Origin of the sequence: Kangiella shandongensis, assembly GCF_020005365.1 — a bacterium.
Lineage (GTDB): Bacteria > Pseudomonadota > Gammaproteobacteria > Enterobacterales > Kangiellaceae > Kangiella > Kangiella shandongensis.
On the sequence record NZ_JACNML010000002.1, the window covers coordinates 282,574 to 299,269 of the forward strand.

Genomic DNA, 16,696 nt, shown 5'->3' on the forward strand with positions numbered 1-16,696 from the left:
CTAGCCCTTCCTCACAAACTCCTCAACCTTAGGAACTGGTTTAGATTTTAATTCTATTGAAGGCGTACCAAGGTAAATAAAGCCAACAATGGTGTCTTCATAACCTAGCCCCAGCGGTTCTTTCAGATAGTCGTTATAAGCCACGCCACCGGTGCGCCAATAAACGCCATAACCCAGGTCGTAAGCGCCAAGAATTAAGTTCTGTACCCCTGCTCCAACAGATAACACTTCCTCAATATGAGGAACTTTTGGATGATTTTGCGCTTTCGCCACAGCCACAATCACCATCGGCGCACGATGTGGCTTGCCTTTAATCTTTAACTGGGCTTCCTCGCCCAGATCCGGCTGTTCCTTCAGGCTCGCCTGCAACAAATAGTCACCCAGACGATTTAAAGCCTCTTCCCCTTCAAATACAATATATTCCCACGGCTTCAAACCACGATGATCCGGCGCGCGTAAAGCGGCCTGAAACATCAGCTCCATGTGCTCTTTGCTCGGCGCCGGCGCTTCCAGGCGACCACAAGATGCTCGATTGATTATTGACTCGATCATGTGTGAATGATTCTCAATTAGAATTTTATGAAGAATGATACATCATGCGGTAAGAATAGGCTAATGAATAGTTGGTGACGGCAAGGATTTCAGGAGTTAACGCCGCATTTAGCCGTCGGCTACATTGCCTGGTTAAATGCGAACGATCTCGATGCCAGATTCGCCTTCTCCGATCCAAGATTTAGCAAACTCAATAACCTCTTCCTCTGACTCACCAGGGTGACTTGTGGTAGTGATATAGCGACTGTCGATTCCATCACCTACTGCCAGCTCATCCATTACCTCTTCCCAAAGCTCACAATCTTTACCAACTGCACAGAAAAGCTCAAACCCTCTCTCTAGTACAGCTTTGAGGATTTCATCATGTTCCGACTGGTAGCCGGTTTCAGAGATAAGCACGAACCTAGAGTTCTTCATGGCATTTAACGCCCGCAGCATGCGCGGCTTTGGAATGGAGGCGAAGCCGCAATGGAAAAGACGTCGCCGTGCCTGCGATTGTTAGCACTTGAACTCATTTACCTGCACCACGGTTACATATGCTACGCGCCCACCGCGCCACCACGTACCTTTGGTACCAACCTTGATTCTATTATGGTGATACTCCCGGCGATCTTCATCAACGACCCACATATTCGCACAACCCCGTTTGGGGATATTTCCAGGAGTGGTATCTCTAATTACCAAGCCATCCTGATCGAGTATTTCTGGCCAAATCATGTGAACCCCATCGGTCTGAGGATCATCGCCGTCGTAAAGAAAGTCCACTCTCATGCCTTGCCCAGGCTTCGCATTTCCAATTTCGTCAGCCAAGTCAATTTCATACTCCACGATGAAATCTGGAGATCGTCGAGCTCTTTGTTCGTATGGTACGTGCTCTTCCATCATAAGGTGCTAACGCCGTGCTCTGGGGCAAACCGAAGCGCAGCGTAGGTTTGTCCCTAGCAGCACCTTGTTATGCCCTCACCGCATTGAAATTGGTACCAACAACATATGAATTACCAATTATAAGAACCTCGATATTGCCGGGGTACTCACAGTGTTGCGCACCATCCCAGTACTTTGGTGGGCGAGGCTCTAATAGATTTACAGATATATCCTTACCATTGAGCAGGCCCGTTATTTCATTAGCTACAGAGAGAGGGAATCTGCCAAGTATGCCGTACTTTGAAGAACATATGCCCTTGCTTGATGCTCGCTGATTAATCCAGTTGGTTAACGGCTGCTCCCCAAGATATTTGAAGCAGCTTGTAGCTACAATGCCGAACAACTCTTCTGGACACATTGAATTTTGTGAAAAAGCAACATCTACTTCAGGTTCTTTGAATTTTAAAAGAAGCGAATGATCTGATTTTAGGGTCAATATCTCCGAGTAATACGAAGATAATTTCTCCTCAAATACGGACTCACATGAAATCTCCCATAGCTGGGTTTCTTTTTCTTCACATAAACAGACGGATACGTCCAACCGCAATTCATCAGCAGTCCAATCCGCGCTTATGATGCGAAACCAACCATCACTATCGCAAAATTCGTTTCCTATGAGTTCGAGTAACTGTTTCATACTTTCCTAGGCATAACATTATATTACCGGACAACGCCGATAACTTTTTGATTTTAAAGTGCTTATTTTTAATGTCCGTTTTTCAGGCTAATACCCAGCAAACCGGACATCAATGTCGTCTTTGCTTATATGGATAGTAGCAAAATCAAGAAGTTGTGGGAAGTGATGTAAAATTGTCATCCGCGGTTTAACCCTATCTCTCATACACAATTCTGAGTTCACAAACCAAGTTGCTGTTACTATTTAAAACTCAGTTTAATGGCTAGCACCCCATATTCCCCTTAAAAGTTAGCCTCAGGATTCAAAATTATCGGGCAAATTGGGAAGTGACCGAAGGAAATCCCTTTAGGGAGACGCCCAATTTAGCAAAGACGAAACATGGACGTTTCGTTTTGCGGCACGTCAATAATTTTTAATCATGAGGTTTGCCCTTTAGGGCCTAACTTTCAGGGGCGATTTTTTTGGTTCGTTTCCCCTAAAGGGACTTCCTTTGGTCGTTTGATCGTTCAAAAAATGAACATTAAGAATAGCCTTAATTATAGACCCCGGATGCCGTTACACTCTATCCGGGCTACGATCAACTTATTTAAAGATGTGTATAAGAGATAGGGGCAAACCGCGGGATTCAGTGGTTTTGTTTGTATCCCGTAGGGGAGTACTCCGCACGTCCTGTGCTCCGCCCTTCGGGCCAGCGTACCCAAGAGCTAGAAACTGTCTTCAGGGAGGCCGAAAACTGCATCCATGCGTTTTCGGCATTCCCGCCATCCATGGCGGTCATCGAAATGTTAAAGGGCTCCACTACAAAATATACAGATATAAAAAACCCAGCTAAAAGCTGGGTTTTCTTTATATGGTATCCCGTAGGGGAGTCGAACCCCTGTTACCGCCGTGAAAGGGCGGTGTCCTAGGCCTCTAGACGAACGGGACACAAAACTTGTTGTTTGCTGCATTTCTTACTGTATGCCTCAAACGCGGGCGAAATAATAATGTTATCGGGGACGTTTGTCAAAAGATAATTGCACTTTTTTTCTATTTTTTAGGTATTTTTTAATTTTTGCTCTAAAATCAATCACTTTGCTTAAATATCAAACGCAAAAAAGTCTACCACCCGGCGGTCCCCAGGTGGTAGATAGTCTTTCAATCAAGCTTATTCGCTATCAGACTGGCGCTCTTTCATGCGCTTTTTCTTTTCAGCCCAGTGCTTTTTCATTTTTTCTTTAATTTGAGCTCGCTTTGCTTTCTGCTCATCGGTCAGTACCTGCTCAATTTGGTTATACATATTAGCTTTCAGTACAGCTTTATCAGCAAATACCGATTGGTATTGAGCATGTAAGCTACGAACCGCCTGCTCACTGTAGTTGTCACTTTTTACTAGTTCCTTCAGTGCTGATTTATACTCCTTTATGGATTTATACAGCGCTTTTTTCTCCGTTTTAGCATTCATCTTAATTTCTTTAATTTGAGCTTTCTGCTCTTCGCTCAAATCAAGTTTCTTTAAGATATGATGATGCCCATGGTGATGGTGCTTATGTTTTGAGCCTGCCTGTGCTGGTGCGACAGCTAAGGCGCCAGTAAAGAAGGCTACCATTGATAAATAAGTCAGGGGTTTCTTTAGACTGCTCATACTATTTCCTCTTTTCATTGCTATGTGTGTGTATTTAATTTCAACGATTAGCAGTCTACGCCTACCAATACAAAGTAACGCTAAGCCAATGTAAAGTTTAGGTAAAAGTAGTTTATTCAAAACGTTAACGCGGCTATAAATACAATAGAAAACTGAGACCATTACCCATTATGAGCAAGCAAATACTCATTATTGATGACGACAAAGAGCTGTCCAGCCTATTGCAGGAGTACCTTTCAAGCGAAAGTCTCGCCTGCGATCAGGCTTTTGATGGTGAGTCCGGTTTAAACTATTGTAAGCAAAAGCCCTACGATCTCGTACTTTTGGACATTATGATGCCAGGTATCGATGGGCTGGAAACGCTCAAGCAACTCAGACGCTTTACTAAAGTACCCGTACTGATGCTAACTGCACGCGGTGAAGATTACGATAAAATCCTTGGCCTTGAGTTAGGCGCCGATGATTACCTGCCGAAGCCTTTTAATCACCGTGAACTGCTAGCACGGGTGAAAGCGTTATTGAGGCGCTTCGATTACGCTCAAGAAGAAAAGAAAAGCAATATTCTTAAAGCCGGAACCGTGGTGATAAACCACAATACTCATATGGTTCACATCAATGGTGAAGAAGTTGAACTGACAGGCACAGAATACCAGTTCATGGCATTCTTTCTGGAAAATTTTGGTGATCTGGTGAGCAAGGACACGTTAAGTAAAGAAATTCTCGGGCGACGCATCGTCCAGTACGATCGCAGTATTGATGTTCATATCAGTAATCTGCGCAAGAAGCTTAAGGCCGAATCTGAGCTTGAAATCAAAACCATCCGTGGCTCCGGTTATCGACTCATCCATAAAGAGCTGGCCAGCAATGCCTAGTTTTTTAAATAAGCTCAATCCTTTTAACTCACTTTTTGGCAGAATTTTTTTAGGTTTCTGGGGTACGGTTGTATTTATTGTTGCCACCATCCTTTTCGTTAACCAGCAACTGGCTGAATGGGATCGCGTACGCCCGATTGATAAATATCAGAAGAAACAGCTGCATAAAATCTCTGAGACTTTAGAAAAAAAATCACACTATGCTATTGCGATCGTTGCAAAAAAGTTGGAACGAAAACTTCAACACACGCATATCATTTTAAAAGATGCCAATACTGGCAAGCTACGTTACCCCCGCCCCCTTCCCTACGCAGAAAACCGCGGTGTTATATCCTCACTGGCATTAAAGCCAAAGCCTTTACAGATTCGGCAGGAGGAAATGACGCTGATCGGCCCCAAACTAATTAATATTGGAGAAGATACCTACCAGCTTATCCTCATGACGGAGAATCGTCACTCCGGGCATATTTGGCTACAGATATGGAAAATGCCGATATGGCTGAAAGTTGTTCTGTTAGGACTGGTCACATTAGTCCCCTGCTGGTTTATTGCGCGAGGTATTAGTAAGCCGATTGCTAAACTTCGTCATAGCAGCCAGGCTTTGGCTGAAGGCGAACTTCAGCATCGAGTAGAAGGCTTCGACAGGCGACAGGATGAAATTGGTTATCTCGCCAGTGACTTTAACAATATGGCGCATAAGTTATCAGCCATGGTTGATCTCTATAAACGATTATTGGCTGATGTTTCGCATGAATTACGCACTCCCCTCACCCGTCTTGAACTGTCATTAGCCATGGCGTTAAAGTCACCGAAGGATAATCAAAAACAATTGGAGCGAGCGGAAAGAGAGCTGCACAAACTGGATGATATTATTGGCAATGTTCTGCGCTTGGCAAAACTGGAAAATCATGAAGTTTCTATTGAGCAGGAGGAGGTAGACTTAAGTGAGCTATTATCGCAAATTGTTCGCTCCTGCCGTTTAGAAGCAAATGAAAAAGACATCACTATTTCTCAACAGATAGAAGATAATCTTCAACTTACTGGCGACGAGATTCTCCTGGGCTTTACTTTCGATAACGTGCTTCGTAATGCCATCAAATACAGTTCTCAGGGCAGTACGGTCAGGATTGAAACTCATTCGGATACCAGTAGCATACAGGTCTCCATTGAAGACCAGGGGCCCGGGGTTGATGAACATGAGTTGGAGCACCTGTTTGTACCCTTCTTCCGCGGCAAACATGCAATGCAGGAATCCAATGGTGCCGGGTTAGGACTCGCTATTGCCAGTAAAGCGATTATACGTCACGGCGGGACAATAATTGCCGAAAATCGCGTTAAAGGCGATCAGAAACAAGGACTTAAAGTAGTCATCAACCTATCAACTCAGTTATAGTGATAACATGCGTGTGAATAAAAGCTTCACCCAACAACTGAAAAATAACAGCTTAGCGATACTCAGTCTCATTATCGCCATCATTGCTTTAACCTACAATACCTGGCGAGCATCTACCAGCGAGATCAACCGAAATTATCGCAATGCTGCTTTTGAGCTTATTTTGCAGCTTGGTGAACTACAAAGTATCACGAATGATCTGCACTTTAACGCCCCTGAAACACAGTCAGAAGAGTGGCAACGCCACTATGACAAAAGCTTAATCGAAGGCTGGGGACATATTGCTCTAATTGAAGACCTGTCTGCGCTGCTAACTTCAGAATTTTCGCAGCAAGCCACAAACCTAAAGTCCACCTGGAGCCTCCAGCATACCAACCTGGGTAATCGAAGCTCCCCTTCCGAAAAAGAGATCAGCGCACAGATCAAAACGTTAAGAGAAAAAACCCGCAGCTTTATCGAAGAGCTGGATTAGGAAAGCTAACCCGCTCTGACCCAGAAGAAATGTTTGGGACATTGCCTGCACGTTGGGGACCACTCCGCGCGTCGGAGCAGCGAACCCAAGGAGCAGCCCCTTGCTCCGTTCCACTTATCTTGTCATCCTGAACTAGATTCAGGATCTAGTATCTTTCTCAGGGAGACAGAGAAACTGCTCCTGCACTTATTCCGTTGGGGAGGCCGAAAACTGCATCCATGCGTTTTAGGCATTCCCGCCATCCATGGCGGTCATCGAAATGTTTAAAAGCTCACATACGTAAACTATAGATACAAAAAAGCCCAGCATGTAGCTGGGCTTTTTCTGTATATGGTATCCCGTAGGGGAGTCGAACCCCTGTTACCGCCGTGAAAGGGCGGTGTCCTAGGCCTCTAGACGAACGGGACACAAAACTTTTAAAAACTAATGTGTTTTTGCTCTTAGTGCGCGGCGGTTGATAAGGAAGTTTGCATTAGCAAACGACGAATCAACCAACAAAGCAATAAGACAAAATGGTGGAGCTAAGCGGGATCGAACCGCTGACCTCTACACTGCCAGTGTAGCGCTCTCCCAGCTGAGCTATAGCCCCAAACAGGCGCGCATTTTAGCATGAGATCGGATCCTGTCAACTGCATTTTGAGTAAAAATATCGACTTAATAAAGAAAGCTTTGTATAGTTTTGTCACAACTCGAACAAATAGCCTGACCTATCAATATGAAATACTTAGCGTTACTCGTAGGTACTCTCGTAGCTACCCAGCTTCCCGCAACGGAAGCTAAAAACTTTACCGCTGAAGACTTGGTAACTCTCAACCGAGTCGGCGGAGCCACTCTATCACCCGACGGCTCAACGGTTGCCTACCAACTGCGTACAACCGACCTGAAAGCCGATAAAGGCTTGTATAACATATACACTATCGCCTCCGAAGGTGGCACGCCAACTCAGGTAACTAAACATAAAGCGGCCGATACGACACCAACCTGGTCTGCCAATGGTCAGTCGATTTATTTCTTATCAAGCCGTAGCGGCTCGAACCAGCTCCATCGCTATGATCTAAAGTCAGGCGATATCAGCAAAGTTACGGACTTCCCAGTAGGGATTAATACCTTTAAGTTGTCTGCCGATAATACACATATGGTATTCAGCGCTACCGTATTCCCAGAATGTAAAACACTTGCCTGCAGCAAAGAACATTTTGATAAACAGGAGAAACAGAAAGCATCGGGGAAACTGTATAAACAAACGTTTGTGCGTCACTGGGATCATTGGCTTGACGGTACTCAAAGTCGTCTGTTTAGCGCCAAACTTGATAACGACTCGGCAACTGATGTCACCGCCCTCTCCCACGCGCTTAATGGCAATGTGCCATCGAGTCCGTTTGGCGGCGCCGAAGAGTACACCATTAGCCCCGATGGTAAGACGGTTGTTTTCACTTTACGTATCGCTGATGAGAAAGAGTCCCGCTCGACAAACTTTGATCTCTATCAGGTAGCTATCAACGGTGGTGAAGTTAAAAACTTAACTGTCGAAAACAAAGCCTGGGATACCCAGCCCGTATTCAGCCCGGATGGCAGTAAGCTTGCCTGGTTAGCTATGGATCGCCCTGGTTTTGAAGCGGATCGGTTACAACTTCATATTAAAGATTTAGCATCAGGCGAAGTGACTAACCTTACCAAAGATTGGGATCGCTCTATTGCGTCTTATAATTTCAGTCAGGATGGCAAAACCCTATTCGTTACGGGTAATAATATCGGCAAGAAATCACTATGGTCTTTTGATACAAAGAGCCGCAAACCCACTCTATTGACCCACAAGGGTTATGTCGGCGGCGTGAGTGTTGGCTCGGATCAGTTGATTTATCAATATGACGATTTAAAGCAGCCAGCTAATTTATACCGGATGGATTTAAAGACTGGCAAAAAATCGCAACTAACCCACGTTAATAAAAAAGTCATGGCCAACTTAGAGTTTGGTGATTACGAGCAATTCAGCTTTGAGGGATGGAATAATGAAACCGTGTATGGATACGTGGTGAAACCTACGGACTTTGATCCAAAGAAAAAATACCCGCTGGCGTTTTTAATTCACGGCGGGCCGCAAGGCAGCTTTGGTGATCACTTCCACTACCGCTGGAATCCACAGACTTATACCGGCCAGGGTTTTGTTGCTGTCATGATCGACTTCCATGGCTCGACAGGATACGGGCAGGAGTTTACCGACTCCATTACTGGCGACTGGGGTGGCAAGCCGTTTGAAGATTTACAAAAAGGCATGGCGTACATCGATGAGACTTACAACTTTATTGATACTGATAATAGTTGTGCCCTCGGCGCCTCTTATGGCGGTTATATGATTAACTGGATTGCGGGTAAGTGGCCTGAGCAATTTAAGTGCCTGGTAAACCACGACGGTATTTTTGATAACCGCATGATGTACTATGCTACCGAAGAGCTGTGGTTTGTCGAGTGGGAAAATGGTGGCACTTACTACGAGGAGCCAGAAAGCTTCGAGAAGTTTAATCCAGTGCATCATGTCGATAAGTGGCAAACGCCAATGCTGGTGGTACAGGGCACCAAAGACTTCCGAGTTCCTGAGACTCAGTCCTTAGGTACCTTTACAGCCTTGCAACGCCAAGGAATACCGAGTCAGTTATTGGTATTTGAAGATGAAAATCACTGGGTGTTAAAACCCAATAACAGCATTCAATGGCATCACGTGGTCAATGATTGGTTACATCAATGGCTAGACCAATAACAATAGATAAATTAAACAGCTCTGTAACCGGTTAATTTAAAGGCGCTTTTTAGCGCCTTTTTTTATGTCATGACGTGTCGGCTGTAACATTTGCTAACTTTTTGTCACCACAAATCATTAGTTTTAGGCTTGGTCGCGCTCTATAATGTTAATATCAAAATTTCACAGTACTAACAGTACCTTGCGGGGCGGGGCTTTATGAACTTACGAGTAGTATCAGGAATTGCAATCGTAATAGCAGCAGTTGTCATTATAGGCTTTCTTTCATCTCTAAAAAAAGAACCACCAAAAAAGAAACCCGTGGTTCAGGCAACAGTAGTTGAAACTATTACTGTTGAAAAGCAACCAACTCAATTTATTGTTGATAGTCAGGGACCAGTGCAACCAGTGACCAATACCAATCTGGTTGCCGAAGTTAACGGACGTATCACCAAAGTGTCTGATAAGTTTCGTGTCGGCTCCTTTGTCGAAAAAGGAGATGTGCTACTTGAAGTGGATCCTGCAAATTATATTGCTAACGTCCGCTCTGCAGAAGCCAGTCTAGCGCAAGCCAAAGCAACCCTGCAGAATGCACAGGCTACTTCTGAACAGGCTCGCAAGGACTGGAAGAAAATTGGTCGTGGCGAACCAACGGATTTAGTGCTCAAACTTCCTCAATTAAATCAGGCGAAAGCCGCGGTGCAATCGGCAGAAGCCGCGCTTTATCGCGCTCGCCAAGATCTGGAGCGCACCAAAGTCAGGGCAAACTTTGATGCATTGATCAAAAGTAAACAAGTTGGCCTGGGGCAATTTGTTAATGTAGGAAGTCAGGTAGCAACTCTTTATGGAACCGATATTGCTGAGGTGCGTCTGCCTATCCCGGATCAACAGCTGGCTTATCTCAACCTGCCTCGCCAAGGACAAAAAAATACCTTTCCCGACGTGCGCTTAAGCGGTATTTTTGCTGGCGAGAAAAAGGAGTGGTTTGGCAAGCTGGTGAGAACCGAAGGTGTGGTTGAAGAAAATAACCGACTGACCTATCTCGTTGCTGAAATCAACGACCCTTACGGACTTGAGGCGACCCGAGAAACACCGCTTCGTTTTGGTACTTTCGTTAAGGCTGAAATTGCCGGTGTTGAGCGTGAAGGTTTAATCACCTTGCCAAGGCAAGCCCTATACTATGGCAATAAAGTGTTAACTTTAGTTAACGAGAATGAAATTAAACTAGTTGAAGTCAAACTGGCTCGAACAGAAAGTAACACGATTTTTATTAGTGAAGGACTGGAAGATGGCCAGGAAGTGATAACAACTCCAGTACAGAATCCTGTTAATGGTATGAAGGTTAAGACCTTAACCACATTACAGGCAGAACGTGAAAAAGCGGCCAAGGAAAAGGAACAGCAACTAGCGAAACAAAATGAAGAAGACGATCAATCATCAAGTGATGATGGCGATGCGGCTAAAAAAGCCAAAACGGCATCGGTTAGTCAGTAGGGGTTAGACATGTCACAAGAATTCGATACAAAGTCAGGCATCATCTCCTGGTTCGCTCGTAACTCAGTTGCGGCAAACCTCCTGATGATAGCCATCATCGTTGCCGGGGCAATAGGTATTTTCCACCTGCGACAGCAAGTATTTCCCGATATGGTTGTTAACTCTATCAGCATCCGCGTCCCCTATCCTGGCGCAGCGCCACAGGAAGTAGAGGAAGGAATAATTATCCTTATTGAGGAAAATATTAAGGAAATTGAGGGCATCAAGAAGATTACGTCCAGTGCACGAGAAGGCTCGGGAAACATCACCGTTGAAGTCGAAGAAAATTACGATGTTCCGTCCGTTTTGGATGAAGTAAAAATTCGGATTGACGCCATCCCTAATTTACCCGACCTTGCAGAGCGGCCGGTTATTTATGAAAACCGAATGCAACGACAGGTCATGTGGATCAGTGTCTTTGGTGACGCCAATGAGCGCACATTGAAAGAATATGCCAACGAAATAAAAACAGAGTTGTTAGGCCAGCCAAATGTTTCTATTGTCGACATTAACGGTACCCGTCCCTATGAAGTGGGTATCTTAGTTAACGATCATCAGCTTCGTAAATACGGCCTAACCATTCAGGACGTTTCTCAGGCTATCCGTAGCTATTCTCTCGATTTGCCTAGCGGTACCATTAAAACTCTTGGCGGTGATATCCTCGTCCGTACCAAAAATCAGGCCTATACCGGTCTCGACTTTGCTCAGATCCCACTCATGACACTGGCCGATGGTACCACGCTTTTAGTGGGCGATATTGCTGCCATTGATGATGGGTTTGCAGAATACGAATTTATCTCACGCTTTGATGGCAAAGACTCCGTCAATATGCGCATCAAGTCATCCTTAGAATCGGACGACTTACTCATTGCAGAAGATGTCTATCGTTACCTGGATAAAAAACAGGCCGACCTACCACACGGTATTTCAATCGACGCCTGGGGTGATGGAACCTATTATCTCAAAGGCCGTCTGGAAATGATGCAAAAGAATATGATTGCCGGTGTGATTCTGGTTTTCATTGTCTTAGCCCTATTCCTGCGCTTTAAATTAGCTTTCTGGGTCATGGTCGGCATCCCACTGTGCTTCCTGGGTGCTTTTGCACTGATGTACATGTATCCGGCTTTTGCCATGACCATTAACATGATCACCCTCTTCGGTTTCATACTGGTTCTGGGGATTGTGGTCGATGACGCTATTATTATTGCCGAAAGCGCCTGGTCATCGATCGAAAAACATGGGCATAGTGTCGACAGTGTCATTCAAGGGGCACGCAAGGTTGCCCTGCCTGCGACCTTCGGTGTACTCACCACCATGGCTGCCTTTTACCCGACCCTGGCTATCAGTGGTCCTTGGACCAATGCTATGGCTTCCATGGGCTTAGTGGTTATTTTCTGTCTACTATTCTCGTTGGTGGAATCAAAACTGATTCTTCCAGCTCACCTGGCCCATATGAAACTGAACAGGATAGAGAATACGAAAAACCCGGCATTACGAAAAGTAAAAATGTTTTTCCGCAGTATTCGCTTGACTATCAGCGGCTTCCTGAAACGTTTCATTAACAACATCTATGGGCCTGGCCTCAGAACGTTGATGAAGTACCGTGGACTGACCATCTTAACTTTCGTTTGTTTACTATTTATTACGACCATTGGCTTTATCAAAGGTGGTTTAGTAAAAACAACCATGATGCCAAATATCCCTGGGGATGGTGTTTTCGTTGAAGTTAAAATGGCCGAAGGCTCCACCGCTGAGCAAACTATTCGAAGCATTACGATCGTTGAAGAAAAGCTCAATGAAATTCACGAAGAAGTAAAAGCCGAATACGGTATTGGGGTAAAACGCCACTCGGTTACCTGGACCAATAGCAACACTGGCGCCTATATGTGGACCGAACTGGTGAAAAGCGAAAACATGCCAATTAACCAGTATAAGTTCACGGATATGTGGCGTGATCGTGTCGGACAACTTCCTTCTGTACAAGAAGTCAGCTTCGGTAACGGCGGCCCAGGTGGTGGCGGTGTTGGTTACCGCTTGATCGGTACTGATATCGATGAATTGCAAACGGTTTCTGAGAAAATCAAAGCCAAGTTGGCCGAGTATGATGGTGTCTACGATATCAGCGATGGCCTATCCGGTGGTAAAGAAGAAGTGATCATTGAACTGCTTCCTCATGGTCGTAATTTGGGATTAACCCTACAGGGTCTGTCGACTCAAGTTCGCAACGCTTTCTACGGCGCCGAAGCACAACGCTTCTTGCGCAATACGGAAGAGGTCAAAGTATTTGTTCGCTACCCGCTTGAAGACCGCCGCTCCATCGGCAACCTGGAGCAGATGCCAGTCAGAACCCCAAGTGGTGAATATGTCACTTTCTCTGACGTTGCAACCTATGCAGTGCAAGAAGGTTACTCCAGGATTACACGTGTAGACGGTGTTCGCGCCAACAGTATTTCTGCCGATGTCAGTCAACAGGCTGCGATTACTCCCGGCGATATTCATACCGATATGAAGACCAATGTCATACCGGATATTTTACAGGAACACCCGTCAGTTAAGCTGGTACCGGGAGGCCCAAGCGAAGACGAGAAAACATTACAGGATGAAATGAAACTCGGCGGTTTGATTGCTCTACTCGCTATTTATGGCTTAATGGCGATACCGTTGAAATCTTATGTCAAACCCGCAGTTGTTATGTCGGCCATTCCATTCGGCATCATTGGCGCCATGTTTGGTCACCTATTCCTGGGACTTGACCTGAGTATGTTCTCATTATTTGGAATTATCGCTCTGTCCGGTGTTGTGGTTAACGACAGTCTACTGATGGTGGACTTTATCGGCCGTGCACGAGCCGAAGGAATGAGTCGAGTCGAAGCAGCAGTTAGTGCCGGAACGCAACGTTTCCGAGCAATTATCCTAACCTCCTTGACGACCTTCTTTGGTTTGTTACCAATAACTCTGGAAACGAGCCTACAGGCACAGCTGGTAATCCCGATGGCGGTATCGCTTGGCTTTGGTATCATCTTTGCCACAGTCATTACCCTTATCTGGGTTCCTTGTCTCTACGTCTCGTTAGCTAACATTCGAGACTGGTTCCTAAAGCGTGACAGTAAAAGTCTGGATAAGCAGCAGGAAGCACTTGAAAGTCAATAAGCTAAGCTTGTTATTAGACATTATGGGGGCTATCAAGCCCCCTTTTTATTGCCTTAAAGTTACCCTCCAGTCACCTACTTTTTCACTAAAATGTAGTTGTTTTCAAGCCTAATACCTTTACACTAGAGGTAAGTTTCTAACATCTAAAAACTATGCTGAAAAGAACCAAAATTGTAGCCACTCTGGGACCTGCGACTGATACTGAAGAAGCCATTCGCTCACTGATAGAAGCTGGTGCTAACGTTTTTCGTTTGAATTTTTCTCACGGTGAGGCAAATGATCATATTGATCGCGCTAACAAAATTCGTAAGATCGCCAAAGAAATGGATCGCTACATCGGTATTCTCGGTGATCTGCAAGGTCCTAAAATTCGAATTTCAAAATTTAAAAATAGCAAAGTTGACCTAAAAGCAGGTGCTAATTTTACTCTGGATGCAGAGCTTGGAATTAATGATGGTGACGAAACGACTGTCGGCATTGATTACAAAGATTTGCCTAATGACGTAAAAGTCGGTAACCACCTAATGCTAGATGATGGCCGCATTCAGCTTGAAGTCATAGAAACGACTACTTCAAAAATCATCTGTAAAGTTATTGTCGGTGGCATTTTGAGCAATAATAAAGGGATTAACTTACTCGGAGGCGGTTTATCAGCGCCAGCCCTTACTCAAAAAGACAAGGATGACATTTTTACAGCAGTAAGCATGAATGTCGATTATCTGGCGATATCATTCCCACGAAATGCCGAAGACATGGAGCACGCTCGCCACTTGTTATACGAAGCCGGCGGCAAATGTGCGTTAGTAGCTAAAATTGAGCGTGCAGAAACAGTCAACGATGACAAGATCTTAGATGACATTATAATCGCTTCTGATGCTGTTATGGTCGCTCGTGGCGATCTGGGAGTGGAAATCGGCGATGCCCAATTAATCGGTGTTCAGAAAAAAATTATCGATCGTGCCAGGACTCTCAACCGTGTGGTGATCACCGCCACTCAGATGATGGAAAGCATGATTCATAACCCTATTCCGACACGAGCCGAAGTTTTTGACGTCGCAAATGCCATTTTAGACGGGACTGATGCGGTCATGTTAAGTGCGGAAACAGCCACAGGTGACAATCCAGCGAGAACAGTCGATGCTATGGCTAATGTGTGTAAGGGTGCCGAAAATCAATCCCTTGCCAAAACATCGAGTCACCGCCTCGATATTTCCTTCGACAGAATTGATGAAACCATTGCCATGGCGGCCATGTATAGCGCGAACCATCTTAAAGGCGTTAGAGCAATTATTGCACTAACCGAGTCTGGCTCAACCGCATTATGGTTATCCAGAATACGCTCAGGCATTCCTATCTTTGCCTTGAGCCGTAACCTGAGTACATTGCGCAAGGTTTCTCTTTATCGTGGTGTAGAAGCGCTTGAATTCGATCCAACGGTACTCGCCCGTCATGACGTTAATCGCCTCGCTGTTGAAGAACTGGTGAACTATGGCCAGGTTAACGATGGTGATCTGGTCATTATCACCAAAGGCGACTCGATGGGTACACTGGGCGGCACCAACGCCATGAAGGTTGTACGAGTAGGCGAAGTCGTTTAATAGATAACGATACTCCGATAAATGCCAGCACAATGCCCAGGATTTTCTTCTGGGCAGCGACTCTTTTAGGAAGCACTACTCAAAGAGCAGAAAAGCTATCACAGAAGGCTGTCAGTGGATAGTGTCTAGGTTTAACTCGGAATCAGAACGGTGTAATCCAGATCCAGCACAAACTCCGAAGAAAGACGAGTTTCAGACTCCATGGCTTGCTGGTATAGAGGCTTCAGATCATGCCAGGAAGCATTTTTAAAACCAAGCGTTCGCAAGCGTAACGCCCCCATGCCATAACCTAACTCCTGCTTTTTAACCACCTGGGACACCGCATAAATCGTGTCGCCAGCATAGCTTGGGTTAAGATGCGCACCGCCATTAATTGCAGCAACCCATTGCGCATTAGCCAACCCATTCTGCGTTAAATTACGACACAGCGAGATAATATGACCACCATAAACTAAGCGTTGCTGGTGAGGACTACTCTCCATCTGGTGATGGTTAAAGTGTACCTTGGCATCGTTTTGGTAAAGCCGGGTAGCCATAGTGTGCTCACTGTGATCAATGCTGACCCCACTAAGGTGATCTATCCACTCACCAACACTATAGTCACTATAAGTATAGGACTCCCCACTCATCCGCTTGCTATAAGCCTTAGGGTTTAACTCATCCGGAACGGCTAAACTGGCAAAATCAACACTGGAACTTAATTGAGGTTCTACCGCATAGGTATTTTGCATGCCTTCGTTACGCTTGTGCACCATAACCCAGCGCTTCCAGCTTAACACCATGTGACCTTCTTGATTCATCGCTTTCGAATGCACGTAAACAATGCCCGTTTTGCCATTAGAATTTTCCTTCAGTCCAATCACTTCAGAGACAACCGTAATGGTATCGCCAACAAAAACCGGTAACAGAAACTCTACTTCGGCATAGCCTAAATTGGCTACCGCATTGAGCGAAATATCATTAACCGTTTTACCAAACGCAATATGAAAAACGAGCATATTGTCGAGCGGTTGTTTGGCGTAGCCTAACTGGTAGGCAAATTCTTTATTGCAATAAAGACTAAAACGACTCCCGGTGAGCGCTAAATATAAACTCGCATCAGCTTCGGTAACAGTCCTTGGTATCGGATGCTCCAGTACCTGCCCTAGTGAAAAATCCTCAAAAAAACGTCCGGTCGATGCTTTATTCATTTATGCCTCTAATTTTA

13 protein-coding genes and 3 tRNA genes are annotated in these 16,696 nt (G+C 45.1%); 7 read left to right on the forward strand and 9 right to left on the reverse strand.

Annotated elements, in window-relative coordinates:
• The 6 genes from H7708_RS03120 to H7708_RS03145 all read right to left on the reverse strand — a co-directional run bounded on the left by H7708_RS03120 (position 1) and on the right by H7708_RS03145 (position 3,737).
• Positions 1-552, reverse strand: a complete 552-nt coding sequence (locus tag H7708_RS03120) for a nitroreductase family protein (protein WP_223669013.1) — start codon at positions 550-552, stop codon at positions 1-3.
• A 132-nt stretch (positions 553-684) separates the two neighbouring features.
• Positions 685-969, reverse strand: a complete 285-nt coding sequence (locus H7708_RS03125) for a hypothetical protein (protein WP_223669014.1) — start codon at positions 967-969, stop codon at positions 685-687.
• An 81-nt stretch (positions 970-1,050) separates the two neighbouring features.
• The gene (locus H7708_RS03130) at positions 1,051-1,434 is read right to left on the reverse strand and encodes a hypothetical protein (protein ID WP_223669015.1); all 384 of its coding nucleotides are present in this window, start codon (positions 1,432-1,434) and stop codon (positions 1,051-1,053) included.
• Between the two features lie 70 nt (positions 1,435-1,504).
• Positions 1,505-2,113, reverse strand: a complete 609-nt coding sequence (locus H7708_RS03135) for a hypothetical protein (RefSeq protein WP_223669016.1) — start codon at positions 2,111-2,113, stop codon at positions 1,505-1,507.
• A gap of 851 nt (positions 2,114-2,964) precedes the next feature.
• Positions 2,965-3,040: transfer RNA gene (locus tag H7708_RS03140), tRNA-Glu, on the reverse strand.
• Between the two features lie 220 nt (positions 3,041-3,260).
• Complete coding sequence (locus H7708_RS03145; RefSeq protein WP_223669017.1) at positions 3,261-3,737, reverse strand: Spy/CpxP family protein refolding chaperone; 477 nt, start codon at positions 3,735-3,737, stop codon at positions 3,261-3,263.
• A gap of 170 nt (positions 3,738-3,907) precedes the next feature.
• On the opposite strand from H7708_RS03145, the gene H7708_RS03150 reads away from it, so the two are divergent.
• From H7708_RS03150 to H7708_RS03160, 3 genes are read left to right on the forward strand one after another with little or no spacing between them, the layout of a single operon-like run.
• The gene (locus H7708_RS03150) at positions 3,908-4,609 is read left to right on the forward strand and encodes a response regulator transcription factor (protein ID WP_223669018.1); all 702 of its coding nucleotides are present in this window, start codon (positions 3,908-3,910) and stop codon (positions 4,607-4,609) included.
• Complete coding sequence (locus H7708_RS03155) at positions 4,602-6,002, forward strand: sensor histidine kinase (protein WP_223669019.1); 1,401 nt, start codon at positions 4,602-4,604, stop codon at positions 6,000-6,002. Before H7708_RS03150 ends, H7708_RS03155 begins: the two co-directional genes overlap by 8 nt.
• A gap of 7 nt (positions 6,003-6,009) precedes the next feature.
• On the forward strand, positions 6,010-6,474 hold the full coding sequence (locus H7708_RS03160) for a hypothetical protein (RefSeq protein ID WP_223669020.1): 465 nt from the start codon (positions 6,010-6,012) through the stop codon (positions 6,472-6,474).
• Between the two features lie 331 nt (positions 6,475-6,805).
• Here H7708_RS03160 and H7708_RS03165 read toward each other — a convergent pair.
• Both H7708_RS03165 and H7708_RS03170 read right to left on the reverse strand, forming a co-directional pair.
• Positions 6,806-6,881, reverse strand: a tRNA-Glu gene (locus tag H7708_RS03165).
• 106 nt (positions 6,882-6,987) lie between these two features.
• Positions 6,988-7,063: transfer RNA gene (locus H7708_RS03170), tRNA-Ala, on the reverse strand.
• A 126-nt stretch (positions 7,064-7,189) separates the two neighbouring features.
• On the opposite strand from H7708_RS03170, the gene H7708_RS03175 reads away from it, so the two are divergent.
• From H7708_RS03175 to pyk, 4 genes are all read left to right on the forward strand, one after another.
• The gene (locus tag H7708_RS03175; protein ID WP_223669021.1) at positions 7,190-9,229 is read left to right on the forward strand and encodes a S9 family peptidase; all 2,040 of its coding nucleotides are present in this window, start codon (positions 7,190-7,192) and stop codon (positions 9,227-9,229) included.
• Positions 9,230-9,427: 198 nt separating this feature from the next.
• Positions 9,428-10,702, forward strand: coding sequence for an efflux RND transporter periplasmic adaptor subunit (locus tag H7708_RS03180; RefSeq protein WP_223669022.1), 1,275 nt, complete (start codon positions 9,428-9,430; stop codon positions 10,700-10,702).
• Positions 10,703-10,711: 9 nt separating this feature from the next.
• Positions 10,712-13,891: an efflux RND transporter permease subunit gene (locus H7708_RS03185; protein ID WP_223669023.1), complete on the forward strand. Its 3,180-nt coding sequence runs from the start codon at positions 10,712-10,714 to the stop codon at positions 13,889-13,891.
• A gap of 152 nt (positions 13,892-14,043) precedes the next feature.
• Positions 14,044-15,489 (forward strand): pyruvate kinase, encoded by a 1,446-nt coding sequence (pyk, locus tag H7708_RS03190; RefSeq protein ID WP_223669024.1) that lies wholly within the window; start codon positions 14,044-14,046, stop codon positions 15,487-15,489.
• 131 nt (positions 15,490-15,620) lie between these two features.
• Here pyk and H7708_RS03195 read toward each other — a convergent pair whose 3' ends face one another.
• Positions 15,621-16,679 carry a MaoC family dehydratase gene (locus tag H7708_RS03195; protein WP_223669025.1) on the reverse strand — a complete coding sequence of 353 codons (1,059 nt, stop codon included), beginning with the start codon at positions 16,677-16,679 and terminating at the stop codon, positions 15,621-15,623.
• Between the last annotated feature and the right edge of the window lie 17 nt (positions 16,680-16,696).

Coding starts and splice junctions, on each gene's coding strand:
- pyk (WP_223669024.1), top strand. CDS start 14,044: ATGCTGAAAAGAACCAAAATTGTAGCCACTCTGGGACCTGCGACTGAT.
- H7708_RS03185 (WP_223669023.1), top strand. CDS start 10,712: ATGTCACAAGAATTCGATACAAAGTCAGGCATCATCTCCTGGTTCGCT.
- H7708_RS03130 (WP_223669015.1), bottom strand. CDS start 1,434: ATGGAAGAGCACGTACCATACGAACAAAGAGCTCGACGATCTCCAGAT.
- H7708_RS03145 (WP_223669017.1), bottom strand. CDS start 3,737: ATGAGCAGTCTAAAGAAACCCCTGACTTATTTATCAATGGTAGCCTTC.
- H7708_RS03180 (WP_223669022.1), top strand. CDS start 9,428: ATGAACTTACGAGTAGTATCAGGAATTGCAATCGTAATAGCAGCAGTT.
- H7708_RS03160 (WP_223669020.1), top strand. CDS start 6,010: ATGCGTGTGAATAAAAGCTTCACCCAACAACTGAAAAATAACAGCTTA.
- H7708_RS03195 (WP_223669025.1), bottom strand. CDS start 16,679: ATGAATAAAGCATCGACCGGACGTTTTTTTGAGGATTTTTCACTAGGG.
- H7708_RS03150 (WP_223669018.1), top strand. CDS start 3,908: ATGAGCAAGCAAATACTCATTATTGATGACGACAAAGAGCTGTCCAGC.
- H7708_RS03135 (WP_223669016.1), bottom strand. CDS start 2,113: ATGAAACAGTTACTCGAACTCATAGGAAACGAATTTTGCGATAGTGAT.
- H7708_RS03120 (WP_223669013.1), bottom strand. CDS start 552: ATGATCGAGTCAATAATCAATCGAGCATCTTGTGGTCGCCTGGAAGCG.
- H7708_RS03125 (WP_223669014.1), bottom strand. CDS start 969: ATGAAGAACTCTAGGTTCGTGCTTATCTCTGAAACCGGCTACCAGTCG.
- H7708_RS03155 (WP_223669019.1), top strand. CDS start 4,602: ATGCCTAGTTTTTTAAATAAGCTCAATCCTTTTAACTCACTTTTTGGC.
- H7708_RS03175 (WP_223669021.1), top strand. CDS start 7,190: ATGAAATACTTAGCGTTACTCGTAGGTACTCTCGTAGCTACCCAGCTT.